Here is a 25,497-nt window from a genome sequence, read left to right as displayed (position 1 = left end):
AGGCTCACGCGAGCCCACCCGAGTCTCACCCGAACCGCTACCCGAACGAGGAACACCCCCATGGAGCAGCACGCCGACGCCACGACCGAGGGCGCCTTCGACCCGGAGGCGTGGGAGGCGGGCTACGACCCCGACGAGTGGGTCGACGTCGAAGGGGACGCCCCCGCCCGCGGCGGGCACGACGGTGAGGCGTCCGGACCGCTGCCGGTGCTGGCCGTCGTCGGGCGACCCAACGTGGGCAAGTCCACGCTGGTCAACCGGATCATCGGGCGCCGCGAGGCGGTCGTGGAGGACACCCCCGGGGTGACCCGCGACCGGGTCTACTACGAGGCCACCTGGAACGGTCGCCGCTTCACCGTCGTGGACACCGGCGGTTGGGAGCGCGACGTGGTCGGCATCGATCTGTCGGTGGCGGTCCAGGCCGAGTATGCGATCGAGTCGGCGGACGCGGTGATGTTCGTGGTCGACGCGATCGTCGGCCCCACCGACAGCGACGAGGCCGTGGTCCGGGTGCTGCGCAAGGCCGGCAAGCCGGTTGTGCTGGCCGCCAACAAGGTCGACAACATGGCCCAGGAGGCGGACGCCGCCGCGCTGTGGTCGCTCGGTCTGGGCCAGCCCTGGCCGGTCTCGGCCGTGCACGGGCGCGGCAGCGGCGACCTGCTCGACGCGGCGCTGGCGATCCTGCCGGAGGCCCCCGCGCAGCGCTTCGGCGTCACCGAGGGCGGCCCGCGCCGGGTCGCCCTGCTCGGCCGCCCGAACGTGGGCAAGTCGAGCATGCTGAACAAGGTCGCCGGCGAGAACCGGGTGGTCGTGGACAAGATCGCGGGCACCACCCGCGACCCGGTCGACGAGCTGATCCAGCTCGGCGGCAAGACCTGGAAGTTCATCGACACCGCGGGCATCCGCCGCCGGGTGCACCTGACCCAGGGCGCCGACTTCTACGCGTCGCTGCGCACCACGGCCGCGCTGGAGAAGGCCGAGGTCGGGGTGATCCTGATCGACGCCAGCGAGCGGCTGACCGAGCAGGACACCCGGATCATCTCGCTCGCGGTCGAGGCGGGGCGCGCGATCGTGATCGCGTACAACAAGTGGGACCTCATGGACGAGGAGCGCCGCTACTATCTCGAACGCGAGATCGAGCAGGACCTGGTCCAGGTCACCTGGGCGCCCCGGGTCAACGTCTCGGCGCTGACCGGGCGGCACATGGAGAAGCTGGTCCCGGCCATCGAGACGGCGCTGGCCAGCTGGGAGAAGCGCATTCCCACGGGGCAGCTGAACGCGTTCCTGGGCACGCTGGTGGCCTCGCACCCGCACCCGATCCGCGGCGGCAAGCAGCCCCGCATCCTGTTCGGCACCCAGGCGGGTACCAAGCCGCCCCGGTTCGTGCTGTTCACCAGCGGCTTCCTGGAGGCCGGCTACCGTCGCTTCATCGAGCGCCGGCTGCGTGAGGAGTTCGGCTTCCCGGGCACGCCGATCGAGATCCGGATGAAGGTCAGGGAGAAGCGCGGTCGCAAGACCGGTCGCTGACCGGGGCCGACCGTACGAACGACGACGAAGGGCCCGGACGCCGTGTGCGTCCGGGCCCTTCGTCGTCCGCGTCGTCTCGGGATCCTCGTGTGCGCACCCTCGGGCTACAGCGGCAGGTGGCCGTGCGGGCCCGTGACGCGCGACGGTTGGGCGGGGACCAGGGACGCGCCCCGGTGCCGGCCGTACGTGGTGTAGCCGCCCTGGGTGGGCAGCGAGAAGTTCGGGAACGGGGGGTCCTGCGCGTAGGAGTGGCTGATCGCGGCGGGCGCCCCGTACGAGGGCCGGCTCGCGGCGTAGTCCTCGTTCGTACGCTCGTGCGGGACCGCGCGGAACATCCGCCGCCACTCGGTCTCCAGCGCGTTGTAGATCGGCGTCAGGACGTCGTGACCGGGGGGCGCGGCGGCCCCTACGGAGAGGGCGGGGTGGCCCAGGGCTCGGCTGCTGATGGAGTCGTCGAAAGTGAACACATCGGGTCCAACGATCGAGAGCTGTGGGGGTTGTGGGGGTGGGGGTGAAGTGTCACTGACGGCGCATGAGGCGTTACTGGGTGTTTTGGGGTTTGTGGTGGGGGCGAGGTGAGGCGGGGCGCGGCGCGGGGGCCTGGGCGCGGGGCGCTGGGTCGCGGGGTGAGCGGGTCGGGAGGCGGGGTCGTGTCGGCGGCGTTGCTTCTTTTTGGGCGCTTCGCGCCGGCTCGCGAGGGGCCGCTTTTCTGCTCCCCCGCTTCGCTCCTCCGCAGAAAAGCGGCCCCTCGCTCGGGGCTGTGCGCCCCTCCGCTTCGCTCCGGGTCACCCAGCCCGAACTTCGCGGCTCCGCCGCTCTCCGCGCTGCGCGCGTCGATCACGCGGGCGGCCCGGGTCGGGGGCGCTGACGCGCCGCGGGGTGGGGGCGCGTGTGGGCGCGGAGGATCCGTGCTCGCGGGTGGGGGCGGGCGTGGGGGCGGGCCGCGATCCGAGGTGGGGGCATGTGGGCGTGTGGACGGACCGCGCGCGGGGGGTGGGGTCAGGTGTGGGTGCGGACTACCTCGACCATGGCTGTGGTGATTGTGGTCAGGTCGTTCGGGGATGTGACGTAGGGGGGCATCGTGTAGACGAGGCGGCCGAACGGGCGGATCCAGACGCCGTGTTCGACGAAGGCGGGTTGGATCGTTGCCATGTTCACCGGGGTGGCGAGTTCGATGACGCCGATTGCGCCGAGGACTCGGACGTCGACCACGCCGGGCAGGGTGCGGGCCGGGGCCAGGCCCGTGCGGAGGCCGTCGCTCAGGGCGGTGATGCGGTCGCGCCAGGGCTCGGAGAGGAGCAGGTCGATACTGGCCGCGGCGATCGCGGCGGCCAGTGGGTTGCCCATGAAGGTCGGGCCGTGCATGAACGCGCCGCCCTCGCCGCGCGAGATGGTTCGGGCCACCTCGTCGGTGCAGAGCGTCGCGGCCATGGTCAGGTAGCCGCCGGTCAGGGCCTTGCCCAGGCACATGATGTCGGGCGCGATGCCCGCGTGGTCGCACGCGAACAGCTCGCCGGTCCGGCCGAATCCGGTGGCGATCTCGTCCGCGATCAGCAACACCTCGTGCCGCGAGCACAGTTCGCGGATCCGGCGCAGGTAGGCGGGGGAGTGGAAGCGCATTCCGCCCGCGCCCTGCACGATCGGTTCGAGGACGACGGCCGCCACCGTCGAGCCGTGTCGCTCCAGCAACTCCTCGATCCCGGCGGTGTCCTCGGCGCGCAGCGGGGTGTCGAAGCCCGCCGGCGGGATCGGCGCGAACAGGTGCGTGGGCAGGACCCCGGAGAAGAGGTGGTGCATGCCGCCGACCGGGTCGCACACCGACATCGCGCCGAACGTGTCGCCGTGATAGCCGCCGCGCACGGTCAACAGCCGGGTGCGCTCGGGCCGGCCGCGTCCGCGCTGGTACTGGAGCGCCATCTTCAGCGCCACCTCGACCGCGACCGAGCCGGAGTCGGCGAAGAACACCTTGGTCAGCGGCTCGGGGGTGATCTCCACCAGGCGCCGGGCCAGCCGCACGGCCGGCGGATGGGTCAGCCCGCCGAACATCACGTGCGCCATCGTGTCCACCTGCGCGTGCGCGGCGGCGTTCAGGACCGGGTGGTTGTAGCCGTGGATCGCGGCCCACCAGGACGACATCCCGTCGACCAGCTCACGCCCGTCGGCGAGGTGGAGTCGGACCCCGTCGGCGCCGACCACGGGGAACAGCGGCGCTTCGCCCTCGGTGCTCGCGTACGGGTGCCAGATGTGCCGCCGGTCCTGGGAAACCAGCTCGTCGCCGTAGGCCGCGTCGTAGTGCTCCATGGCTCGGCACGCTATCGGAGCGTCGGGAGACGACCCGGTACAGGTCGCCTCCCGACATGGGCGGCGCGCGGTCGAGGCCGGCGCACGGCCCGGTCAGATGCCGCTGACCGGGACCGATCCGGCCGCGAGCAGGTTGCGCCGACCCGCCTCGCTCAGCGCGGCGGCCAACTCGTCGTTGCCGGTGTGGATGCCGATGGTGCCGACCGGGGCGGCGAACAGCAGCACGACGCTGTGCGTCTTGGCCGCGTTCAACCACGCCTCGGGCACCTCGGCCGGGGTCTGCGCCTGCCACCACGCCTCGGTACGCCCGCCGGCGCCCGGGAACAGCACCGCGGTCAGGTAGCCGTCGGTCATCTGTACCGACCAGCCGCCGAGCAGCGGCGGCAGCGTCTCCTCGGGGGAGGCGATCGGCGCGAACCCGCGCTCGCCGAGCAGCGACAGAAACTCGTCCTGCGCGCCGGGCGTGCCCGGACGGGCCACGGCCGCCCCGGGCTCGACCACGAGCGCCGCGTAGGTCACGCCCGCGCACACCACCATGCTCCCGGTGATCGAGATCGGCACCGGACCGCCCGGTACCACGGTCTGCACCGCGAGCCCGGGGTTCGCCTGCGCCGCGAGCAGCGGCTCGACCGCGGCCTCGGAGACGGGGATCACCTGGGAGGGGATGCAGCGGGTGTGTGCGAACGCGAGCACCGCGGTCTCCTCGGCCAGGTACAACAGCGCACTGGTCTCCACGGAGGTGGTGTCGCCCTCACCGCGGCACGAGGCGCACGCGTAGGTCTGGGGGCCGGTCTCCCCTGCCACCAGGCGGGCGGCCTCGTCGTCGCCGATCTCGGCGCGGACCTCGGGGCTGACGTCGAGCAAGCGTGACACGGAAGGCTCCATCGGTAGGGGGGTGTGCGACAGTGAGGGATCGCCGCTTGCGTTCTCGCGCCGGGACGTTACCGCCTGGTGACGTTGTGTCACCTGGAGAACGCGGGAACGTCACCCCTATGGGGCATGTGCGCCCCGCCCGCGCCACGGCCATTCGGGCGACGGCGCCGGAGTGCACGCCCGTGCGCGGCGATCGACGCGTGGAATGCGCCGTCGAGTGGCCATTCGATGACCGAGGGTTATGGATATGGCCGTGTCATTACGCCGGGATCACACGATGATCACCGGAGGATCACGATGAAAGGGATAGGTCAAATGCGGTAATCAATGGATGAATTCGGACATATGGCATCGCGTTAATGAGACGTGAATCTCCATATGTTTCCCGTTGGAATCACTCGGGCAAGTCACGCCCGGTAACAAATGCGGGATACAACTTTTCCGAGGGGACTCGGGAAAGGCGTTCGACCCCGGACGTGCGCCGCTGCCGTGACGTTTCTGCGCCGGCCGTACTCCCGCATCCAGCAGCCCGCGGCGCCGGCGCCCTCATCACGGCGGTGCTCCGGCCCGGTACCGGTATCAACGGTTCCGTTCCTCCGCGGCCCGAACAACGAGGTATCCGTGTCCAGACTTCGGGCCGAAGGCCTGTACAAGATTTTCGGCCGTCGAGCCGACGACGCGCTCGACCGGCTGCGTGCCGGCGCAAGCCGGGACGACGTACGAGGGGGCAGCACCGTTCCCGCCGTCATCGACGTCTCCTTCGAGGTCGCCGAAGGCGAGATCTTCGTCGTGATGGGCCTGTCCGGCTCCGGCAAATCGACCCTGCTGAGGATGCTCAACGGTCTCCTGGACGCCACCGCCGGCGCCGTCTACATCGACGACCGGGACCTGACCTCGTTGCCCGCCAGGGAGTTGCGCGACGTGCGCGCCCGGCGCATCAGCATGGTCTTCCAGCACTTCGCGCTGTTCCCGCACCGCACGGTGCTGGAGAACGCCGGGTACGGCCTGTCGGTCCAGGGGGTGCCGGCCGCCGAGCGCGACCGGCGGGCCCGTGAGGCGCTCGCCCTGGTCGGTCTGGCCGGCTGGGAGGAGTCCGCGCCGAGCGAGTTGTCCGGCGGCATGCAGCAGCGGGTCGGCCTGGCCCGCGCGCTCGCCACCGACGCCGACATCCTGCTGATGGACGAGTCGTTCAGCGCGCTCGACCCGCTGATCCGCCGCGAGATGCAGGACCAACTCCTGGAACTCCAGCAGAAGTTGCACAAGACCATCGTGTTCATCACGCACGACCTCAACGAGGCGATGCGGCTCGGTGATCGCATCGCGGTGATGCGCGACGGCCGGGTGGTGCAGATCGGCACCGCCGAGGACATCCTGACCGACCCCGCCAACGACTACGTGGCGTCCTTCGTCGCGGACGTGGACCGCACCCGGGTGTTGACCGCGGGCTCCATCATGGAGGACTCGCGTGCCACGGTGACCAGCGGAGAAGGGCCCCGCGTCGCGATGCGCACGATGCGTGAGGCGCAGACCACGGCGGCCTTCGTGGTGGACACGCGCGAGAACGGCCGCCGGCTGCTCGGCGCGGTCACCGACGCGGCCGTCACCGAGGCGGCGCGGACCGGTGAGCGCACCGTCCGGCCGGACCCGGGTCTCGACGTGGTCACGGTGACACCGCAGACGCCGGTGGCCGAGTTGTTCGCGCCGTGCGCGGAGAGCAGGCTGCCGCTCGCGGTGGTGGACGAGAGCATGCGACTGGTGGGCGTGGTTCCCCGGGTCAGCCTGCTGGCCGCACTCGGCAACACCGCCGGGGGGCCGGGCGAGGCCGACGGCGGCACACTCGGGGTCACCGACACCGGGAGCGTGAAGATGCTGGTGCCCGCGGGGCCGGGGGAGAAGTTGGTGCCGGTCGGACCGGGGGAGAAGTTGCTCCCGACCGGCACGGGCGGTACGGCCGGCGCGGACGGTGTGACCGGCTCCGGCTCCGGCTCCGGCGCGGCGGCGCCGGTCGACGCGGTCGAGGTGCGGATACCGGCGCCGGCGGCGGAGTCGGTCGTGGAGCGGCTCGGGGCCGAGGGCGAGGTGCGCGACGATGCCTAGGATCCATCTGGGCGACTGGGCCGAGAGCCTGGTCGACTTCATGCGCGACCACTTCTCCTGGTTGTTCGACTTCATCAGGAGCGTGGTCGGCGGCGCGGTCACCCACTTGGCCGACTGGCTGACGGATTCGCCGCTGCCGGTCGTGGTGGTGCTGTTCGCGCTGATCGGCTGGGCCGTGCGCGGGCCGGTGTTCGCGCTGGTCGCGGCGGCGGGGTTCCTGCTGATCGACGGCCTGGACATGTGGAAGCCTGCCATGTCCACGCTGGCCCTGGTGCTGGTCTCGGCGGCGATCGCACTGCTGGTCGCCATCCCGTTGGGCATCTTGACCGCCCGCAGTCGTGCGGTCGGCGCGGTGTTGCGGCCGGTGCTCGACTTCATGCAGACGATGCCGGCGTTCGTGTACCTGATCCCGGCGATCACGTTCTTCGGCATCGGTGAGGTGCCGGGCGTCGTGGCCACCGTGGTCTTCGCGCTGCCGCCCGGGGTGCGGATGACCGAATTGGGCATCCGCAGCGTCGACGCCGAAATGGTCGAGGCGGCCGAGGCGTTCGGCACGAGCGAGTGGCGGATCCTCAAGGACGTGCAGTTCCCGCTCGCGTTGCCGACCATCATGGCCGGGGTCAACCAGGTCATCATGTTGTCGCTGTCGATGGTGGTCACCGCCGGCATCGTCGGTGCGGGCGGCCTGGGCAGCGAGGTGTTCGGCGCGTTGTCGAACAACAACGTGGGCCTGGGCGTGGAGGCCGGCGTCGCGGTGGTCGTGCTCGCGATCTACCTGGACCGTACGGTCGGTGCGGCCGGACAGCGGGCCGAGGCGCGCGCCAAGCGCGCCAAGGCCGTGCGCGGTGCCGAGGGCTTCACGCCGAAGTGGCTGCTCGACTGGCGTCCGCGCCCGGTCGTGGCGGTCGGCGGCGTGGTGACCGTCGCGCTGGTCGCGGGGCTGCTCGGCGGCTTCGGCCTCGGGGCCTCCGACGGTGGTCGCAAGAAGATCACCGTCGGCTGGATCCCGTGGGAGGAGGACGTCGTGGTCACCAACATGTACAAGCAGCTGTTGGAGAAGCGCGGCTACGACGTCACGATGAAGCAGCTCGACGTGGGCCCGCTGTTCCAGGGCCTGGCGCGCGGCGACATCGACCTGTTCCTGGACGCGTGGTTGCCCACGCTGCACAAGAAGTACCTGGACGAGTACGGGTCCAAGCTCGAGGAGATCGGGCGCTGGTACAACAACGTGGACGTGCAGCTCGCGATCCCGAAGAACCTGCCGTACGAGTCGGTCGAGGATCTCAAGGGCCACGAGCAGGAGTTCGGCGGCCGGATCGTCGGGATCGAGCCGGGCGCGAACATCATGGACCTGACCGAGAAGAAGCTGATCCCGGAGTACGGGCTCGACTTCGACCTGGTCAAGAGCAGCACGCCCGCGATGATCGCGGAGCTGGACCGGCAGATGGCGGCCGGCAAGCCGATCGTGGTGACGATGTGGCGTCCGCACTGGGCGTACACGAAGTACGACATCAAGCCGCTGGCCGACCCGAAGCAGTCGTACGGCGCGCCGGGGTGGATCAGCTCGATCGGCCGCAAGGGCTTCGCGAAGGACTTCCCCGACGTCAACACGTGGGTGAAGAACCTGAAGCTGGACGACTCGGTGCTCGGTCCGCTGGAGAAGAAGGTCTTCGTCGACTATGCGGGCAAGCCGAACGCGGCGGCCGAGGGCGTGAAGGCGTACCTGAAGGAAAACCCGGACGTGGAGCAGAAGTTCCTCAGTGAATTGCCGCCCGCGGGCGGCACATCCGGGACGGGGGGCACCGAGCAGCCGAAGCACGACGGCGGCAAGGACGGGCAGAGCGCGCAACCGCAGTCGCTGCCGGCGGCAACGCGGGAGCGGGCGGGGGTGTCCTGACGGCCGGTCACCCACGTGGGTGATGTGGTCGGCCGGCGGCACCGGGGAGGGCGTCGCGCGAGGTTCGCGCGGCGCCCTCCTTCGCGCTGCCGGCCCGCGTCGGGTCAGGAGCGGAACTTCCAGCTGTCCTCGGCGGTTTTGGGGTTGATCGGTTCGCACCGGAGGCCCCACTTCGAGGCGCCGTCGGCGAAGGCGCGGAAGAACTGTTCGGTGGGTTGGCCCAGGGTTCGGCCCGGGGGGTCCTCGCCGTTGTGGCGGCTGAGTTGGTAGGCCACCGTGTGACCGTCGCAGACGCCGAGGACCTTGCCCTCGACGGTGCCCGCGAGTTGCGCGTCGTTGGCGATGCCGCCGGTGGGCAGCCGCTCGGACAGGATGGCGCGTTCGCCCGGGGCCTCGGCACCGGGGGCCAGGTAGCCGTGCACGATCGCGAAGGAGAGCACCCGCCGGTTGTCCAGGAACAGATCGCAGCCCTGGATCGCGCCGGCCCCCGGCGGCGTCGCGGCGGCCGTCCAGCGTGCGCGCTGATCGCCGGCCGCCTGGGGACCGAGAGCGGCGGGGTCGAGCATGCCGCAGACGGGGGCGTCGGTGATCGGCTGGGGTTTTTCCGCGGCCTTGATTTGGTCGGGCCGGGGGGCCGGGTCCGTTTCGCAGCCGGCCGCCTTGGCCACGCCGTTGGCCAGGTCCACCGCGAGGTTTGCCAACTGCTGCCGCTGGTCCGGCTGGTTCGGTGTGCCGGCCGGGGCGAGGGTGCGGGCCCGGACCAGCATCGGGACCGGATACTCGACGTTCTGCACCTTGCAGTCCCGCACCAGCCAGGCGTCGTCCGCACCGGCCATGCCGTACAGCTTGTTCACGGCGTTGCCCAGCGGCGCCGACCCCGTGGTGGTCAGCCCCGGCAACTGCACCCGCTCGGCGCCGGCCATGTTGAACAGGTACGCCGAGCCGACGAACGAGCGCTCGCCCGCCGTCACCTGGCAGCGCAGCACGGGGTAGTGCGGCAGCGGCTCATGGTCCTTGCCGGTGAACGCGGGCTCCGCCGGGAGCAACGCGGTAACCGCCGACGTGGGCAGCAGACCCGCACAGACCGTGTCGCCGACGGGCGTGGTCTTCGATCCTGTGGGCGTGACCGCGGAGGGTTCGGCGGAGGGGGAGGCGGAGCTCGAACAGCCGGCCACGAGTACGCCGGCGGTCAACAGGCTCGCCACGTGTACGGCCGGACGCAGCCTGGAGCGAAGCATGCGGCCCAGGATATCCGGCGGCTCAGCGCCGGTTGGCCCTGACCCACCACCCCGTCAACATGCCCACGGCGAACGTCCCGACCAGGACGATCCACAGCGGCGCCGCCAGCGTCGGGATCCAGAATCGGATGCTCACCGAGCCGGTGTTGGCCAGCACGAACCAGACACTCAGGACGACGATGACCGCGATGCCGATCGTGCGGTACGAGACACCGCCGATATTGCCGCCCGAAGTGCCCGATTGAGGGGTCTTTGCCATGGCGCAGATCCTATCCGCGTAGTCGGTCGGTCACTTTGAGGCGCGCCGACTTGACCATCTCTTGAAAGTTGCTTGCAGCAACAAAGATTGCTATGGTTGTACCAAGCAACGAGTGTCGGGGGTGGGGAAGCCGCGTCCGGGCGCAGAGCATCCGCAGCAGAAGGGGTAGGTATGAGCAACGCACCGGCCGCGGCATCGGCCGCGCAGACATCGGCGGAGCCGATGTCCCACCGGCAGATCATGGAGGCCCTGTCGGGGCTGCTCCTGGGCATGTTCGTGGCCATCCTGTCGTCCACGATCGTGTCCAACGCCCTGCCGCGGATCATCTCCGACCTGCACGGCAGCCAGACCTCCTACACCTGGGTGGTCACCGCGACGCTGCTCGCGATGACCGCGACCACCCCGATCTGGGGCAAGCTCGCCGACCTGACCAGCAAGAAGCTGCTGGTCCAGCTCGCGCTGGTGATCTACGTGGCGGGCTCCGCGCTGGCCGGCCTGTCGCAGAACACGGGCATGCTGATCGGCTGTCGGGTCATCCAGGGCGTCGGCGTCGGCGGTCTCACCGCCCTGGCGCAGGTGATCATGGCCGCGATGATCTCGCCGCGCGAGCGGGGCCGCTACAGCGGCTACCTCGGCGCCACCTTCGCGCTGGCCACCGTCGGCGGGCCGCTGATCGGCGGCGTGATCGTGGACACCCCGTGGCTGGGCTGGCGCTGGTGCTTCTACGTCGGCGTACCGTTCGCGGTGGCCGCGATCGTCATCCTGCAAAAGACCCTGAAGCTGCCGGTGGTCAAACGTGAGGTCACCATCGACTACCTGGGCGCGACGCTGATCAGCGCCGGTGTGTCGGTGCTGCTCGTGTGGGTCTCGCTGGCGGGCAAGAACTATGCCTGGGTCTCCTGGCAGACCGCGGCCATGGTGCTCGGCTCGCTGCTGCTGATCGCGCTGGCCATCCGGGTCGAGGGTCGGGCGGCGGAGCCGATCATCCCGCTGTGGTTGTTCAAACAGCGCACCATCGTGCTGGCCGTGCTCGGCAGCCTCGCGGTGGGTCTGGCGATGATGGGCTCGTCGGTCTTCCTCAGCCAGTACTTCCAGATCGCCCGCGGCAAGTCGCCGACCGTGTCCGGCCTGATGACGCTGCCGATGATCGGCGGCCTGGTGATCGCCTCGACGGTGGTCGGCAAGCTGATCACCGCGACCGGGTTCTGGAAGCGCTACCTGGTGATGGGCGGCGTCTCGCTGACCATCGGGCTGACCCTGATGAGCACCACCCGCGCGGACACGAACCTGTGGGTGCTCGGGGTGTACATGTTCCTGCTCGGCATGGGCATCGGCGCGCTCCAGCAGAACCTGGTGCTCGCGGTGCAGAACGCGGTGCCGGTGCACCAGTTGGGCGCGGCCAGTTCGGTCGTCGCGTTCTTCCGCAGCCTGGGTGGTGCGGTCGGCGTCTCGGCGCTCGGCGCGGTGATGGCGACCAAGGTCACGGGCTACCTCTCCGACGCGGGGCTGAAGTCGGGCGCCGGCGGCGGGGGCGGGATCCCGAACGTGCACCACCTGCGGGAGCCGGCGCGCGGCATCGTGGAGAACTCCTACGGCCACGCGGTGGGCGACATCTTCCTGTTCGCCGCGCCGTTCGGGCTGCTCGCGCTGATCGTGGTGCTGCTGATCAAGGAGGTCCCGCTGCAAACGGGCCAGGCGGTCGTGGTGGCCAAGGCCGATCAGCGGGCGCCGGGGGCGGAGACGGTACCGGCGCAGGGCCGCGAGCCGGTACGGATCGACAAGGTCGAGGCGCGCACGCCGTAGTCCGACCACACACGACGCGAGGGCGGCCCCGATCGGGACCGCCCTCGCGTCGTGTGTGGGGCCGGACTCAGTACTGGTAGAAGCCGCGCCCGGTCTTCTTGCCGAGCAGCCCCGCGTCGACCATGCGCAGCAGCAGCGGCGGGGAGCTGTAGAGCTGCTCCTTGAACTCGTCGTAGAGGCTGTCCGCGACCGCCTTGATCGTGTCCAGGCCGATCAGGTCGGTCAGCCGCAGCGGGCCCATCGGGTGCGCGCAGCCGAGCACCATGCCGTTGTCGATGTCCTCGGCGGAGGCGAAGCCGGACTCGAACATCCGGATCGCGGAGAGCAGATACGGCACCAGGAGCGAGTTGACCACGAAGCCGGCGCGGTCCTGCGAGCGGATCACCGTCTTGCCCAGCACCTCGGACGCGAACGCCTCGGCGCGCGCCGCCGTGCTCTCGTCGGTGAGCAGCGAGGGCACCAGCTCGACCAGCTTCTGCACCGGCACGGGGTTGAAGAAGTGGATCCCGACGACCTGCTGCGGGCGGGACGTGGCCATGCCCAGCTTCATGATCGGGATCGAGGACGTATTGGACGCCAGGATCGCGTCCTCGCGCGTCACGACCTTGTCCAAGGTGGCGAAGATCTGCGTCTTGACCTCCTCGATCTCGGCCACCGCCTCGATCACCAGGTCCCGATCGGCGAACTCGCCCAGATCGGTGGTGTAGGTCACCCGCGCCAGCGCGGCGTCACGATCGGCCTCGGCGAGCTTGCCCGCCTTCACCCCACGATCGATCGACTTGGTCACCCGCGCGCGCCCGGCCTCGGCCGCCGCCGCATTGGTCTCCGCCACCAGCACGTCGAGCCCGGCCTTCGCACACACCTCGACGATCCCGGACCCCATCAGCCCGGCCCCGACCACCCCTACGCGCCGTACATCGCTCACCACGTACTCCTCGCTCCACGACTCACTACCGTCTTCACCTCCCCGCATCCTCTCAGGTGCCGTTCGGCGCGCGTCGACGCGCCGCACGCGAGGTCCGGTGGGTGCGGCGACGGTTCGGTTCGGGGGGCCGGTCAGTGCGGGGCGGTGTCCATGTCGGGCAGGGGGTAGGGGAATTTGGCGCTTACTGCGCCGTCGACGGTGAGGACCTGGCCGCTGAGGTAGCGGGACAGGTCGGTGGTGAGGAAGAGGAGGGGGCCGGCTATGTCGGCGGGGAGGGCCACGTCGTCGAGGGGGGCGTTGGCGGTGTTGGCCTTGCGGCCCGCTTCGCCGAGGTAGGCGGAGACTCTTGGGGTCCAGACGACGCCGGGGGCCACCGCGTTGACGCGGACGCCGTGTGGGCCCAGTTCGACGGCGGCGGAGCGGACCAGGGAGATCAGGCCCGCCTTGGCCGCGCCGTAGGCCGCGTGCATCGGGGCGCCGGTGAGGCCGGACACCGAGGCGACGAAGGTGATCGCGCCGCCGCCGTGCGCGGCCAGGTGCGCGCCGCCCAGTTGCAGGGCGAGCAGGGCGTGGCGCAGCACCACGTCCTGGTGCCAGGCCCAGTCCTCGTCGGTGATCGAGAGCAGGTCGGCGTAGCGGCTCATGCCGATGATGTCGACGATCGCGTGGGCCCGGCCCAGGCGCGCCTCGACGTCGGCCCACATGCGTGTGGCGTCGGTGCGGGAGGTGGCGTCGCCGGACCAGGCGATGCCGTCGACCTCGCCGGCGATGTCGTCGGCCAGGTCCGGGTCGCGGTCCACGGCGAACACCCGGGCGCCGCACTGGGCGAGGGCGTGTGCGGTCTGCCGGCCGATGCCCTGGCCCGCCCCGAGCAGCACGACGCCGCGCCCGTCGAGCCGGAACCGGGCCGGGTAGTCGGGGACCTCGGAGTCGTCGGTTCGGGTCATGGCGCCGACGCTAGGCAGGACCTGACGCAGTGTCAATCATCGTTCCGGGCCTGCGTGATGGCAAAACTGACGGTCTGTCAATCGAGCCCGGGGCGTGGCAGTGTACAAATGGTTGACCCAGGCAATCAAAAGGGGAGTGCGGTATGGGCGAGCACATGGGCCACGGCGTCAAGCAGCGGGACCGGGTCCGGATGACGGACGAGGAGGTCGCCGCGTTCCTGGCCGGGCGGCACTCGATGACGATGTCCACGCTCAACGCCGACGGCAGCATCCACTCGATCGGCATGTGGTACGGCTTCCTGGAGGGCGACGTCGCCCTGGAGAGCAAGGCCCGCGCGCAGAAGGTGCTGAACGTGCGGCGCAATCCGACCATCACCTGCCTGGTCGAGGCCGGCGAGTACTACGAGGAACTGCGCGGGGTGTCCATCGTCGGCAGGGCCGAGGTGGTCGAGGAGCCGGAGCGGATCTGGGAGCTCGGGGTGAGCGTGTTCAGCCGCTACGCGGCGCCGTACACCGAGGAACTGCGCCCGGCCGTGGAGATGATGCTGAACAAGCGTGTGGTGATCAAGGTCGTCCCGGACCGGATCGTCTCCTGGGACCACCGCAAGCTGGGTCTGCCGTCCACCCGCCCGAACTGAACCCCGGCGCACCCGCGCCCGCCCGCCATGCGCCGTCGGCCGCCCGGCCGCGCGGATCTGGCCACCCAGGATCCAGTCAGGTAGCCTGTCTGCTTACTTGATCGAGACAAGTATTGGTGAGGGAGTACACAGTGCCGATCGGATTCGCCACCGAGCATCAGGCGTTCGCGGAATCGGTAGCCGGTTTCGTCGCTCGCCACGCCTCGATCGAGAGCACCCGCCGCGCCGCCGAGCACCTGTCCGCCGGCGCGCTGCCGGACTGCTGGACCGCGCTGGTCGGCCAGGGCCTGACCGCCGTGCACCTGCCCGAGGAGTACGGCGGCGCGGGCGCCGGGCTGCTCGAACTGGCCGTCGCCGTCGAGGAGACCGGCCGCGGCCTGCTGCCCGGCCCGTACCTGCCCAGCGTGCTCACCAGCGCCGTGCTGGCCCGCCACGCCGGCCCCGAACCGGCCAAGGCGCTGCTGCCCGCGTTCGCCGAGGGCGCCCGCGGCGCGGTCGCCGTCGTACCGGGCCTGACCGCGCGCGCCACCAAGGTCGGCTGGGAGATCCACGGCGCCGTCGAGCCGCTCCCGGGCGCGATCGGCGCGACCTACCTGCTGCTCGGCGCCCGGACCGACGCCGACCCGGCCCGGGACGAGGAGATCTGGTTCGTGGTCGAGCCCGGCGCGGCCGTCGAGGTCACCGCGCTCGGCCCGCTCGACCTGGCCCGCGGCGTGGCCCGGGTACGCGCGAACGGCCTGGAGATCACCGCGTCCCAGGTCCTGCCCGGCGTCACCACCGCCCGGGTGCGCGAACTCGCCGCCGTGCTGGCCGCCGCCGAGGCCGTCGGGGTGGCCCGCTGGTGTTTCGAGACCGCGCTCGCCTACGTCAAGATCCGCGAGCAGTTCGGCGTCGCGGTCGGCTCGTTCCAGGCGATCAAGCACAAGGCCGCCGCCCTGTTCACCCGGCTCGAACTCGCGGGCGCCGCCGCCTGGGACGCGGCCCGGGCCGCCGACGACACCGCCCCCGACGCGGACGAACAACTCGCCCTGGCCGCCGCCGAGGCCGCCGTGCTCTGCCTGCCCCTGGCCCGCGAGGTGGCGCTCGACTGCATCACCATGCTCGGCGGCATCGGCTTCACCTGGGAACACGACATCCACCTGTACTGGCGCCGGGCGATCTTCCTCGGCCAGTGGCTCGGCCCGGCGGGGGAGTGGACCGCACGGCTCGGCCGCGCCGCGCTCGCGGGCGGCCCCACCCGGCGCTTCGACCTCGAACTCGACGAGGGCGACACGGGCGCCTTCCGGGCCGAGGTGGCCGCGAACCTGGCGGCGGCGAACGTGCTGCCCGAGCCCGCCCGCCGGCAGCGCCTCGCCGAACTCGGCTACGTCTCGCCGCACTACCCCAGGCCCTACGGGATCGCCGCCGACCCGGCCCAACAGGTGGTCATCCAGCAGGAGTTCGCCCGAATCGGGCTGACCCCGCCGAGCACCGTCATCGGCGAGTTCGCGCTGCCCACGATCATGGCGCACGGCACCGAGGCGCAGCGCGACGCGTACGTGCCGGCCACCCTGCGCGGCGACATCGTCTGGTGCCAGCTGTTCAGCGAACCCGGCGCCGGCTCCGACCTCGCGGCGCTGGCCACCCGGGCCACCAAGGTCGACGGCGGCTGGCGGCTGAACGGCCAGAAGGTGTGGAACTCCAAGGCGCACGAGGCGCACTTCGGCATCTGCCTGGCCCGCACCGACCCGGACGCGGCCAAGCACAAGGGCATCACGTACTTCGTGGTGGACATGGCCACGCCCGGGATCGACGTGCGGCCGCTCAAGCAGGCCAACGGCCGGTCCGAGTTCAACGAGGTCTACCTGGACGACGTGTTCGTCCCCGACGACCAGGTGATCGGCGAGGTGAACGGGGGCTGGCGGATCGCCCGCACGACGCTGGCCAACGAGCGGGTGATGATCGCCGGCGGTCCGGGCATGCAGGCGTTCGGCAAGCTGGTCGCCGACCTCGCGGGAGACGCCTCCGCCGCCGACGCTCCCGCCGCCGACCCCGCGCCGCTCGCCCGGCTCGGCGCCTTCGCGGCGGAGAACTTCGCGCTGCGCGCCCTCACCCTGCGCTCGACCCTGCAGCGCCTGTCCGGGCTCAACCCGGGCGCCGCCTCCAGCGTGCTCAAGCTCGCGGTCACCGAACACCAGCGGGCCGTGGTCACCGCGCGCCTGGAGCGGTTCGGACCCGGCGGCACACACCTCGACGGCCCCGCCGGCGAACCGCTCACCGACTATCTCTCGCTGCCCGCGGTCCTGCTCGGCGGCGGCACCCGGGAGATCCAGCTCAACGTCGTCGCCGAACGCATCCTGGGCCTGCCCCGGGGGTGAACCCGGCGACCGCCCGGGGTCCTCGACCCCGTGTCCCGCGACCGACAGACAGCGTCCACGGCCGGCAAGGTCCACGGCCAACCAGGTCCACGGCTATCAGGGAGACCACGTGCACATCGCCTACACACCCGAGCAGGAGGACCTGCGACGGGAACTGCGCGAATACTTCGCGCGGATCATGACGCCCGAGATCCGGGCCGAGCAGGCCGCGGGCGAGACCAGCCTGATGGGCAAGGACGGCGCGTACTGCCGCGTCGTCAAGCGCATGGGCGAGGACGGCTGGCTGGGCATCGGCTGGCCCAAGGAGTACGGCGGCCAGGACCGCACCATGCTCGAACAGCTGATCTTCACCGACGAGGCCACCCTGGCCGGGGCCGCGGTGCCGTTCTTGACCATCAACACGGTCGGCCCGACCCTGATGGAGTACGGCACGCAGGAGCAGCGCGACTTCTTCCTACCGAAGATCCTCGCCGGCGACATGCACTTCTCGATCGGCTATTCCGAGCCGGGCGCGGGCACCGACCTTGCCGCGCTGACCACCAAGGCGGTCCGCGACGGCGACGACTGGATCATCAACGGGCAGAAGATGTGGACCTCGCTGATCCACGTCGCCGACTACGTGTGGCTGGCCGCGCGTACCGACCCGGACGCGCCCCGGCACAAGGGGCTGACCATGTTCCTGGTGCCCACCGACGCCGAGGGCTTCTCCTGGACCCCGATCAAGACCATGGGCGGCCAGACCACCTCGCAGACCTTCTACGAGAACGTCCGGGTGCCCGCGTCGGCCATGGTCGGCGAACTCAACGGCGGCTGGAAGCTGATCACCGGGCAGCTCAACCGCGAGCGGGTGGCGCTGTGTTCGGCCGCGGGCATCCAGCTCGCGCTGCACGAGACCCGGCGCTGGGCCGAGCGGGCGGTGTTGCCGGACGGCTCGCGCGTGATCGACCGGGAGCACGTCCAGGCCAACCTCGGCCGGGTGCACGCCAAGGTGGAGTTCCTCAAGCTGATCAACTGGAAGATCGCCTGGGCGGTCGACCACGGTGCCAAGGTCGGCCCGTCGGACGCCTCGGCGACCAAGATCTTCGGTACCGAATTCGCCACCGAGGCCTACCGGTTGCTGATGGAGTGCCTGGGCGAGGACGCCTACCTCCAGCAGGACTCGCCGGGCGCGGTGTTGCGCGGCCGGCTGGAGAAGATGCACCGCACGGCGCTCATCCTCACCTTCGGTGGCGGCACCAACGAGGTACAGCGCGACATGATCGCGATGCTGGGCCTCGGGCTGCCCCGGCCGCCGCGCTGACCCGCCGTCACCACGCTGACAAGGACAGGTGAAATGGACTTCGGTTACACGGAAGAACAGCAGGACCTGGTGGGCCTGGCGGGGCGAATCCTCGGTGAGCGGGTCACCCACGAGGCGCTGACCGCGCTGGACAAGCGGGTCGAGCAGGACGGCGCGCCGCGCCTGGACCGCGAGTTGTGGGCGGAGCTGGCCAAGGCCAACCTGCTCGGGATCGGCCTGCCGGAGGAGTTCGGCGGCTCCGGCTACGGCGTGTTCGAGCAGTGTCTGATCCTGGAACAGGTCGGCCGCACGCTCGCACCGGTGCCGTTCGGGCCCTCGATCGTGGTCGCCGCGTCGCTGCTGAGCCGGATGGGCACCGACGAGCAGAAGGCGGCCTGGCTGCCGGGCGCGGTGGACGGTTCGCGGATCCTGACCTATGCGCTCGCCGAGCCGTACGGCCGAGACGGCGCCGCGCCCGCGACGAAGGCGGTGTGCACGGACGGGGTCTGGCACCTCGACGGGGTCAAGACCGGGGTGCCGGCGGCGACCGTCGCCGACCTGATCCTGGTGTCCGCGGACCTCGGCGACGGCCACGCGGGGGTGTTCCTGGTCGACCCGAAGGCGCCCGGCGTGCGGATCGAGGCCCAGCTGACCACGGCCAAGGAGATCGCGGGCCTGGTCACCCTGGAGCGGGCCGTAGGCACCGCGCTCGCCGGCGCCGACGCGGCGGTGAACCTGCGCGAGTTGGCCACACTCGCGTTGTGCGCGACCCAGCTCGGGGTGACCGAGAAGGCGATGCGCGAGACCGCGAAGTACGCGAGCGAGCGGGTCCAGTTCAAGCGGCCGATCGGCTCCTTCCAGGCGGTGGGGCACCGGCTCGCCGACGCGTACATCGACGTCGAGGCGATCCGGCTGACCACCTGGCAGGCGGCGTGGCGGGTGGCCGAGGGCCTGGATTCCGCCGAGGCGATCGCGACCGCGAAGTTCTGGGCGGCCGACGGCGGTCACCGGGTCGCGCACGCCGCGGTGCATGTGCACGGCGGGATGGGCGTGGCCGAGGAGCACTTCGTGCACCGCTACTTCAACCACGCCAAGCAGCTCGAACTCTCCCTCGGCGGCGCCACCGAGCAGGCGCTGCGGATCGGCGCCGGCTTCGCGGCCACGCCGGCGGGGGAGTTCGCCTGACCGGCTCGACCGAGCAGCCCACCCAGGTGCGGTCGCGCCGGCGCCGCATCCCGTGATTCCCGGATCTTCTGGAGACGAACAGACATGAGCGAACCGCACGCCCTGGTCGAGCGGGACGGCCCCGTCCTGGTCATCACGATGAACCGCCCCGAGGCCCGCAACGCGGTCACCGGCGAGATGGTCGAGATCCTGGAGGCCGCCTGGGACGAGGTGAACGCCAACCCCGAGATCCGGGTGGCCATCCTCACCGGCGCCGGCGGCGCGTTCTGCGCGGGCGCCGACCTGAAGGCGATGAGCCGGCGCGCGCCCGGCGACGCGTTCAAGGGCGGCGAGGGCAGGCCGGCCATGGACATGTCCGTGATGAAGTGGTGTCTCAAGGGCTTCACCCTCACCAAGCCGTTGATCGCCGCCATCGAGGGCCCGGCCATCGCGGGCGGCACCGAGATCCTCCAGGCCACCGACATCCGGGTGGCCGGCGAGTCGGCCCGCTTCGGGGTTTCCGAGGTGCGCTGGGGTCTTTTCCCGCTCGGCGGGTCGGCGGTGCGCCTGCGCCGGCAGATTCCGTACACTGTCGCCGCCGACCTGCTGTTGACGGGCCGCCACATCAAGGCGCCCGAAGCCAAGGAGCTCGGTCTGATCGGGCATGTCGTACCCGACGGCGGCGCGTTGGAGAAGGCGAAGGAGATCGCCCACCAGATCGCCGCCAACGGTCCGCTCGCCGTTCAGGCGGTCCTGCGCGTTCTGCGTGAAACCGACCAGTTGACCGAGGAAGATGCGTTCAAGCTGGAGTCGCAGATCGGAATGCGGGTATTCATGAGCGACGACGCCAAGATCGGTCCGCGAGCCTTCGCGGAGAAGAAGACCCCGGAGTTCAAGGGCACGTGATGTGCCATCGGAAAACTTCGGCATGAAACGGGCCCGCCGGGTCAGGGACGGCAATCCCCCGGCGGGTCCTCATCATCTCGACGCGTGTGCGATCACGCAGGTTGCGTCGATCGATCGGAAAATTTCGGCGATGTCGCGGCCGGGCGCCGGGAGCGCACCTCGCGGGCCAGTTCGATCGAGGCCGGCAGGGCGAGCACGACCCACAGGGTGATCATCAGTTTGCCGTTGGTCAGCGACGTGCACGACCAGCCGGTCAGGGCCGCGAACAGCCAGAACGCCGCGATGTACAGGGCGGGGGTGTCCCGCCGCCGCAGGAACGCGACCAGGAAGACCAGGGCGAGCAGCGCGAACGGCACGATGGCGGTGAACTCCTCGGCGGCCAGGTCGTTCGCGCTCCACCGGTCGGAGTCGCCGTAGGATGCTTGGCCGGCAGCCGCAACACCACCGCGTCCAGCTCCTCGGGCACCTGCGGGCGCATCGCCGACGGCGGGGTCGGCGGCTTGGACAGGTGCTGGTGCATCACCGCGAACGGCGAATCGGCCAGAAACGGCGGCCGGCCGGTGAGCAGTTCGTAGACCAGCGCGCCGAGCGAGTACAGGTCGGTGCGGGCGTCGACGTCGCGCCCCTCGATCTGCTCCGGGGACAGGTACGCGGGAGTGCCCACGGTCATCCCGGTCGCGGTCAGCCGGGTGGTGGTCTCGGCGAGCACCTTGGCGATGCCGAAGTCGAGCACCTTCACCCCGCCCGTCGAGGTGAGCATGATGTTGGCGGGCTTCAGGTCGCGGTGCACCACGCCGTGGCCGTGACTGTGCACGAGCGCGTCGGCGACGTCGTGTGCGATCGAGACGGTGCGGCCGATCGGCAATGGGCCCTCGCGCAGGGCTTCGGCCGGCGTGCGACCGTCGACGAACTCCATCACCAGGAAGGGGATCGGCTCGGCGCCGGTGGTGTCCTCGCCGACGTCGTACAGCGTCGCGACGCCCGGGTGGGACAACCCGGCGACGGTGCGTGCCTCGCGCCGGAACCGGTCCCGGAACTCCTGCTGCCGGGTCAGCTCGACGGGCAACACCTTGACCGCGACGGTGCGGCCCAGCTCGCGGTCGACGCCGCGCCGGACCACGCCCATCCCGCCGTGCCCGACCGACTCCAGCAATTCGTATCTGCCACCCAGAACGCGCATGTCTCCCCCCGGAGTTCGGTCGTGGGTCGGGCGTGGCCGCGCAAGTGTGGAGCAACCGGCTGTTCGGGGACATATGCCGGGCCTTCGTGGCGAGAAAGTACCGCCGTGCGGGCGGGTTCCGACAGTGCTTTGCCGGATCATGGCGCGGCTATTCTTTTGATCGAGTCAAGGGTAAGTTGGCCCGACCCTGCTTCCGACCGGATGGGATCCCTGCCTCGGCCCCGGATCCCCGGCGTCGGGAGCATCCGTAGATCCGCCGTGGGAGCCGACCATGACGCCCGTCAGCCCGTCGTTCAACCTCGCCGACCTGTTCGAGATCGTGGTGGACGCGATCCCCGACCGCACCGCGATGATCGCGGGCGAGGTACGCCTGACATACCGTCAACTGGACGAGCGGGCCAACCGGGTCGCGCACCACCTGCTCGGGGCCGGGATCGAGCCCGGGGACTTCGTCGGGATCCACGCGTGGAACCGCGCGGAGTGGGTCGAGGCGATGATCGGCTGCCACAAGGCACGGGCGGTGCCGATCAACATCAACTACCGCTACGTCGAGGCCGAACTGCGCTACCTGTACGAGAACTCGGGCATGGTCGCGGTGATCGCCGAGCGCTCGTTCGCCGGCGCGACCGCGGCGATCCGGGCCGACTTCCCGACGCTGCGGCACGTGGTGATCCTGGAGGACGGCTCGACCGAGCCGGCCGAGGGCACCGTGGGCTACGAGGACGCGCTCGCCGCGGCCTCGCCCGCGCGCGGCTTCGGCGCGCGCAGCGACGACGACCTGTACGGCCTGTACACCGGCGGCACCACCGGGATGCCCAAGTGTGTGCTGTGGCGCGGCGAGGACATCTTCTTCGCCGCCCTGCAGGCCGGGCGCGGCGCCCGGCCGAAGCTGCGCACGCCGGGCGAACTCGCGGAGACGGTGCGCGAGTCGGCCGGTATGACCACGCTCGGCCTGGCGCCGATGATGCACGGCGGCGGGCAGTGGTCGATGTGGAACACCTTCTACATGGGCAACACGTTCCTGATGTGGACCGGGCGCGCCTTCGAGGCGGACGCGGTGATGGCGCTGGCGTCGCGGGAAAAGGCGCTGTCGATGGCCGTGGTCGGCGACGGCATGGGCCGGCCCCTCGCGGACTGGCTGGCGGCCAACCCCGACACCTACGACCTGTCCGCGCTCAAGGCGATCAGCAACGGCGGGGCGCCGATGAGCGCGGCGGTGCGGACCGCGCTCGAACAGGCCGGGATGTTCGTGATCGACAGCTTCGGCGCGTCGGAGACCGGCGCCGCCATGCGGCAGACCGGCGCGCCCGGCACGGCCACCCGGTTCGCCTCCTCGGAGACCACGACGGTCCTCGACGATCGCCTGGTGCCGGTCGAGCCGGGCTCGGGCGACGTGGGCCGCCTGGCCGTCGGCGGGCACATCCCGCTCGGGTATCACGGCGACGACGAGAAGACGCGCGCCACGTTCGTGCGGGACGCGAACGGGCGGCGGTGGGTGTTGCCGGGCGACTACGCGCAGCTGGACAAGGACGGCAGCATCCTGCTGCTCGGGCGGGGCAGCGCGACCATCAACACCGGCGGCGAGAAGGTGTACCCGGACGAGGTCGAGGACGCGCTGAAGTCGCACGCGGACGTGTTCGACGCCGTCGTGGTGGGTGTTCCCGACCCGCGCTTCGGCCAGGCGGTCACCGCGCTCGTGGTGCTGCGCGAGGGCGCCGACCCGGGGGCGGAGGCGATCACCGCGCACGCCCGGACCCGGATCGCCGGCTACAAGACGCCCAAGCGCATCCACTTCGTCGAGTCGATCCCGCGCACGGCGGCGGGCAAGGTGGACCTGCGGGCGGCCAAGGCGCGGGCGGAGGAGTTGTCGGAGTCGGCGCGGCCGAGCAGCTGACTGCGGCGGCGGCGGCGTCGTCGGGGTCGGGGTCGGGGTCGGTTCAGCCGAGCACCTGGGTGAGGGTGTGGATCAGCAGGCCGACCAGCGCGCCGACGACGGTGCCGTTGATCCGGATGAACTGGAGGTCGCGGCCGACGTTGATCTCGATCTTGCGGCTGGTCTCCTTGGGATCCCAGGCGCCGACGGTGTCGGTGATCAGCGCGGTGATCTCGTCACGGTAGGTGGTCACCACGTAGGCGGCGGCCTGCTCGATCCAGCGATCGGCCTTGTCGCGCACGCGCGGGTCCTCGGCGAGCCGGGTCGCCAGGGAGCGGATCGCGTCGGTCGCCCGGTTGCGCAGCGCGCTGTCGGGGTCCTCGGTGGCCTCGACCAGCATCGCGCGCGCGGCACCCCACACCGACGCGATCAGGTCCTGTACGGCCGGGTGCGCGATGGTGCGGTCGCGCAGCCGCTCTATCTGGGCGATCATCGCCGGGTCGTGCTGGAGGTCGCGGGCCACGTCGGCGAGGAAGGTGTCCACCGCGAGTCGGGCGGTGTGCTCCGGGTCGTCGCGTACCGCGCCCGCGAAGCGCACGAGTTCGCGGTGCACCTTGTTGGCGATCTGGCGGTCCAGGAAACGCGGGGACCAGCCGGGGGACTCCTCGCTGACCACGCGCAGCACGGCCTCGCGATGCGTCTCCAGCCAGTCGTGCGCCTTGGTCGCCACCAGATCGACCAGGCCATGGTGGGCGCCGTCGCGCACGAGCCGGTCGAGCAGTTCGCCGATCGGCTGGGCGACGGCCTGGGCGGAGACCCGACGGGTGATCGCCTGGCCGAACACGTTCTGCACGTCCTCGTCGCGCAGCACGGTCAGCGCGGCGCGGGCGAGCGCGCCCAGCTGTTCGGTGACCCGTTCGGCGTGCCCGGGGGCGGCCAGCCAGGTGCCGGCGCGTCGGGAGACGTCCATGCGGGCCAGGCGTTGCCGCACCACCGCGTCGGAGAGGAAGTTCTCGCCGACGAACTCGCCGAGATTGCGCCCGAGGGCGTCCTTGCGGGTCGGGATGATCGCGGTGTGCGGGATCGGCAGCCCGAGCGGGCGCCGGAACAGCGCGGTCACCGCGAACCAGTCGGCCATCGCGCCGACCATCCCGGCCTCCGCCGCCGCCTGTACGTACCCGGCCCACGCCCCGGCCCCCCGAGCCTCGGCCCACCGCGCCAATACGAACAACACGACGGCGAACACCAGAAACCCGGTGGCGATCACCTTCATCCGCCGCACCCCACGCAACTTCTCCACCTCGGCGGCAGTGCGATCGGCGCCGCCGACGGGTCGAGAACGTGGAGCCGGGGCCACGGGTTCGGCCAGATCTTCCATGAGGGTCATTGTGATGATCTGCCCACCCGAATAGCCGCCACGACACCACCCAGCCAGGTGGCCCTCCTCACGCCCCCGGTAAGACCTCCATGGTCAAGCGCTTCACCCGAAAAATATAAGCCATATGTTATATTCGACGCGTGTCATGGGAGATCTGCCTTCTTGAACCCGTGGAGAGTTGGTTCCTGAAGCTGTGCGAGACCGACGCGGATTCGGCAGCCCTCATCGTGGAAGCCATCGATCTGTTGGCGCAGCGTGGGCCCACGCTGGGCCGTCCGCTCGTCGACACCTTGCAAGGCAGTCGCCTGCCGAACCTCAAGGAGTTGCGCCCGGCTTCCCGGCGGCGCACCGAGATTCGCATACTGTTTGTTTTCGATCCCGATCGGCAGGCGATCTTCCTCGTGGCCGGCGACAAGGCCGGTCAGTGGTCACGGTGGTACGAGGAAGCGATTCCGCTCGCGGAGGCTCGGTATCAGGAGTACCGCGAGGAGCAGAAGGAGCAGCGATCATGAGTCCCGCACGGCGCTGGCAGGACGTCAAGGCCGATGCCCACCGCGTCAACCCGGACCTGGCCGATCCCGGGGTGCGGTCGCGGGCCCGGGCGGAACTGGACGCCTATGTCGTCGGCTTCCACCTGAAGGAACTCCGCAAGTCCCTGGGACGAACGCAGGCCGAGGTGGCGGCGGTCCTCGGGGTTTCCCAGGCGCGCGTGTCCCAGATCGAGACCGGTGACCTGGAGGCCATGGAGCTGGAGACGCTGCGCTCGTATGCGGCCGCGCTGGGTGGGCGGCTCGACGTCACCGTCAACATCGGCGACATGTCGTTTCGGGTGGCCTGAACGACGACGCCGGCCCT

At 70.9% G+C, this 25,497-nt stretch carries 21 protein-coding genes and 1 pseudogene; 12 read left to right on the top strand and 10 right to left on the bottom strand.

Going from position 1 to position 25,497, the window contains the following annotated elements:
* Positions 1-60: 60 nt before the first annotated feature.
* Positions 61-1,527, top strand: a complete 1,467-nt coding sequence (gene der / locus ACFXKZ_RS39370) for a ribosome biogenesis GTPase Der (protein WP_078977813.1) — start codon at positions 61-63, stop codon at positions 1,525-1,527.
* Between the two features lie 104 nt (positions 1,528-1,631).
* Here the strand turns inward: der and ACFXKZ_RS39365 are convergent, their stop codons facing one another.
* The 3 genes from ACFXKZ_RS39365 to ACFXKZ_RS39355 form a co-directional block, all read right to left on the bottom strand.
* Entirely contained in the window at positions 1,632-1,994 is a 363-nt protein-coding gene (locus tag ACFXKZ_RS39365; RefSeq protein WP_380008447.1) for a hypothetical protein, read from the bottom strand.
* Between the two features lie 532 nt (positions 1,995-2,526).
* A complete protein-coding gene (gene bioA / locus ACFXKZ_RS39360; protein WP_380008444.1) occupies positions 2,527-3,828 on the bottom strand; it encodes an adenosylmethionine--8-amino-7-oxononanoate transaminase in 1,302 nt (433 codons plus the stop codon).
* Positions 3,829-3,921: 93 nt separating this feature from the next.
* Positions 3,922-4,701 (bottom strand): hypothetical protein, encoded by a 780-nt coding sequence (locus ACFXKZ_RS39355; RefSeq protein WP_380008441.1) that lies wholly within the window; start codon positions 4,699-4,701, stop codon positions 3,922-3,924.
* 621 nt (positions 4,702-5,322) lie between these two features.
* On the opposite strand from ACFXKZ_RS39355, the pseudogene ACFXKZ_RS39350 reads away from it, so the two are divergent.
* Together ACFXKZ_RS39350 and ACFXKZ_RS39345 are read left to right on the top strand one after the other, a co-directional pair.
* Positions 5,323-6,498: pseudogene (locus ACFXKZ_RS39350) on the top strand (glycine betaine/L-proline ABC transporter ATP-binding protein); the annotation flags it as partial.
* Positions 6,499-6,790: 292 nt separating this feature from the next.
* Positions 6,791-8,695, top strand: coding sequence for an ABC transporter permease/substrate binding protein (locus tag ACFXKZ_RS39345; protein WP_380008438.1), 1,905 nt, complete (start codon positions 6,791-6,793; stop codon positions 8,693-8,695).
* Between the two features lie 104 nt (positions 8,696-8,799).
* On the opposite strand, the gene ACFXKZ_RS39340 is transcribed toward ACFXKZ_RS39345, so the two are convergent.
* On the bottom strand, positions 8,800-9,933 hold the full coding sequence (locus ACFXKZ_RS39340; RefSeq protein WP_380008435.1) for a hypothetical protein: 1,134 nt from the start codon (positions 9,931-9,933) through the stop codon (positions 8,800-8,802).
* A gap of 22 nt (positions 9,934-9,955) precedes the next feature.
* Positions 9,956-10,192: a LapA family protein gene (locus ACFXKZ_RS39335; protein WP_380008432.1), complete on the bottom strand. Its 237-nt coding sequence runs from the start codon at positions 10,190-10,192 to the stop codon at positions 9,956-9,958.
* A gap of 171 nt (positions 10,193-10,363) precedes the next feature.
* Here ACFXKZ_RS39335 and ACFXKZ_RS39330 point away from each other — a divergent pair, with 171 nt between their 5' ends.
* Entirely contained in the window at positions 10,364-11,995 is a 1,632-nt protein-coding gene (locus tag ACFXKZ_RS39330; RefSeq protein WP_380008429.1) for an MDR family MFS transporter, read from the top strand.
* Between the two features lie 67 nt (positions 11,996-12,062).
* Here ACFXKZ_RS39330 and ACFXKZ_RS39325 read toward each other — a convergent pair whose 3' ends face one another.
* Positions 12,063-12,920: a 3-hydroxybutyryl-CoA dehydrogenase gene (locus ACFXKZ_RS39325; protein WP_380008426.1), complete on the bottom strand. Its 858-nt coding sequence runs from the start codon at positions 12,918-12,920 to the stop codon at positions 12,063-12,065.
* Positions 12,921-13,051: 131 nt separating this feature from the next.
* Complete coding sequence (locus ACFXKZ_RS39320) at positions 13,052-13,867, bottom strand: SDR family NAD(P)-dependent oxidoreductase (RefSeq protein ID WP_380008423.1); 816 nt, start codon at positions 13,865-13,867, stop codon at positions 13,052-13,054.
* A 143-nt stretch (positions 13,868-14,010) separates the two neighbouring features.
* Here ACFXKZ_RS39320 and ACFXKZ_RS39315 point away from each other — a divergent pair, with 143 nt between their 5' ends.
* From ACFXKZ_RS39315 to ACFXKZ_RS39295, 5 genes are all read left to right on the top strand, one after another.
* The gene (locus ACFXKZ_RS39315) at positions 14,011-14,505 is read left to right on the top strand and encodes a pyridoxamine 5'-phosphate oxidase family protein (RefSeq protein WP_380008420.1); all 495 of its coding nucleotides are present in this window, start codon (positions 14,011-14,013) and stop codon (positions 14,503-14,505) included.
* A gap of 131 nt (positions 14,506-14,636) precedes the next feature.
* On the top strand, positions 14,637-16,862 hold the full coding sequence (locus ACFXKZ_RS39310; RefSeq protein WP_380008417.1) for an acyl-CoA dehydrogenase: 2,226 nt from the start codon (positions 14,637-14,639) through the stop codon (positions 16,860-16,862).
* Between the two features lie 109 nt (positions 16,863-16,971).
* Positions 16,972-18,162: an acyl-CoA dehydrogenase family protein gene (locus ACFXKZ_RS39305; RefSeq protein ID WP_380008414.1), complete on the top strand. Its 1,191-nt coding sequence runs from the start codon at positions 16,972-16,974 to the stop codon at positions 18,160-18,162.
* Between the two features lie 33 nt (positions 18,163-18,195).
* On the top strand, positions 18,196-19,326 hold the full coding sequence (locus ACFXKZ_RS39300) for an acyl-CoA dehydrogenase family protein (RefSeq protein ID WP_380008411.1): 1,131 nt from the start codon (positions 18,196-18,198) through the stop codon (positions 19,324-19,326).
* Positions 19,327-19,410: 84 nt separating this feature from the next.
* Entirely contained in the window at positions 19,411-20,211 is an 801-nt protein-coding gene (locus ACFXKZ_RS39295) for a crotonase/enoyl-CoA hydratase family protein (protein WP_380008408.1), read from the top strand.
* A gap of 92 nt (positions 20,212-20,303) precedes the next feature.
* Here ACFXKZ_RS39295 and ACFXKZ_RS39290 read toward each other — a convergent pair whose 3' ends face one another.
* Together ACFXKZ_RS39290 and ACFXKZ_RS39285 are read right to left on the bottom strand one after the other, a co-directional pair.
* Entirely contained in the window at positions 20,304-20,567 is a 264-nt protein-coding gene (locus tag ACFXKZ_RS39290; RefSeq protein ID WP_380008405.1) for a hypothetical protein, read from the bottom strand.
* On the bottom strand, positions 20,465-21,391 hold the full coding sequence (locus ACFXKZ_RS39285) for a protein kinase (protein ID WP_380008402.1): 927 nt from the start codon (positions 21,389-21,391) through the stop codon (positions 20,465-20,467). The genes ACFXKZ_RS39290 and ACFXKZ_RS39285 overlap by 103 nt, the downstream gene beginning before the upstream one ends.
* Positions 21,392-21,662: 271 nt before the next feature.
* Here ACFXKZ_RS39285 and ACFXKZ_RS39280 point away from each other — a divergent pair, with 271 nt between their 5' ends.
* Positions 21,663-23,285: an acyl-CoA synthetase gene (locus ACFXKZ_RS39280; protein WP_380008399.1), complete on the top strand. Its 1,623-nt coding sequence runs from the start codon at positions 21,663-21,665 to the stop codon at positions 23,283-23,285.
* A 43-nt stretch (positions 23,286-23,328) separates the two neighbouring features.
* Here the strand turns inward: ACFXKZ_RS39280 and ACFXKZ_RS39275 are convergent, their stop codons facing one another.
* A complete protein-coding gene (locus ACFXKZ_RS39275) occupies positions 23,329-24,642 on the bottom strand; it encodes a DUF445 domain-containing protein (protein ID WP_380008396.1) in 1,314 nt (437 codons plus the stop codon).
* A gap of 140 nt (positions 24,643-24,782) precedes the next feature.
* Between ACFXKZ_RS39275 and ACFXKZ_RS39270 the strand changes: the two genes are divergently transcribed.
* The gene (locus ACFXKZ_RS39270; protein WP_380008393.1) at positions 24,783-25,154 is read left to right on the top strand and encodes a type II toxin-antitoxin system RelE/ParE family toxin; all 372 of its coding nucleotides are present in this window, start codon (positions 24,783-24,785) and stop codon (positions 25,152-25,154) included.
* On the top strand, positions 25,151-25,480 hold the full coding sequence (locus ACFXKZ_RS39265; protein ID WP_380008390.1) for a helix-turn-helix domain-containing protein: 330 nt from the start codon (positions 25,151-25,153) through the stop codon (positions 25,478-25,480). The genes ACFXKZ_RS39270 and ACFXKZ_RS39265 overlap by 4 nt, the downstream gene beginning before the upstream one ends.
* The last annotated feature ends 17 nt before the right edge of the window (positions 25,481-25,497 follow it).

It is taken from the genome of Embleya sp. NPDC059237 (assembly GCF_042754105.1).
Classification (GTDB): Bacteria; Actinomycetota; Actinomycetes; order Streptomycetales; family Streptomycetaceae; genus Embleya.
Note: the sequence above shows the minus strand (reverse complement) of the source record. Positions and strands in the feature narration are given on the sequence as shown.

Bases quoted from the DNA above. Each gene is read 5' to 3' on its own strand.
- der (WP_078977813.1), top strand. From the start codon at position 61: ATGGAGCAGCACGCCGACGCCACGACCGAGGGCGCCTTCGACCCGGAG.
- bioA (WP_380008444.1), bottom strand. From the start codon at position 3,828: ATGGAGCACTACGACGCGGCCTACGGCGACGAGCTGGTTTCCCAGGAC.
- ACFXKZ_RS39345 (WP_380008438.1), top strand. From the start codon at position 6,791: ATGCCTAGGATCCATCTGGGCGACTGGGCCGAGAGCCTGGTCGACTTC.
- ACFXKZ_RS39340 (WP_380008435.1), bottom strand. From the start codon at position 9,933: ATGCTTCGCTCCAGGCTGCGTCCGGCCGTACACGTGGCGAGCCTGTTG.
- ACFXKZ_RS39335 (WP_380008432.1), bottom strand. From the start codon at position 10,192: ATGGCAAAGACCCCTCAATCGGGCACTTCGGGCGGCAATATCGGCGGT.
- ACFXKZ_RS39330 (WP_380008429.1), top strand. From the start codon at position 10,364: ATGAGCAACGCACCGGCCGCGGCATCGGCCGCGCAGACATCGGCGGAG.
- ACFXKZ_RS39320 (WP_380008423.1), bottom strand. From the start codon at position 13,867: ATGACCCGAACCGACGACTCCGAGGTCCCCGACTACCCGGCCCGGTTC.
- ACFXKZ_RS39315 (WP_380008420.1), top strand. From the start codon at position 14,011: ATGGGCGAGCACATGGGCCACGGCGTCAAGCAGCGGGACCGGGTCCGG.
- ACFXKZ_RS39300 (WP_380008411.1), top strand. From the start codon at position 18,196: ATGGACTTCGGTTACACGGAAGAACAGCAGGACCTGGTGGGCCTGGCG.
- ACFXKZ_RS39295 (WP_380008408.1), top strand. From the start codon at position 19,411: ATGAGCGAACCGCACGCCCTGGTCGAGCGGGACGGCCCCGTCCTGGTC.
- ACFXKZ_RS39285 (WP_380008402.1), bottom strand. From the start codon at position 21,391: ATGCGCGTTCTGGGTGGCAGATACGAATTGCTGGAGTCGGTCGGGCAC.
- ACFXKZ_RS39280 (WP_380008399.1), top strand. From the start codon at position 21,663: ATGACGCCCGTCAGCCCGTCGTTCAACCTCGCCGACCTGTTCGAGATC.
- ACFXKZ_RS39275 (WP_380008396.1), bottom strand. From the start codon at position 24,642: ATGGAAGATCTGGCCGAACCCGTGGCCCCGGCTCCACGTTCTCGACCC.
- ACFXKZ_RS39265 (WP_380008390.1), top strand. From the start codon at position 25,151: ATGAGTCCCGCACGGCGCTGGCAGGACGTCAAGGCCGATGCCCACCGC.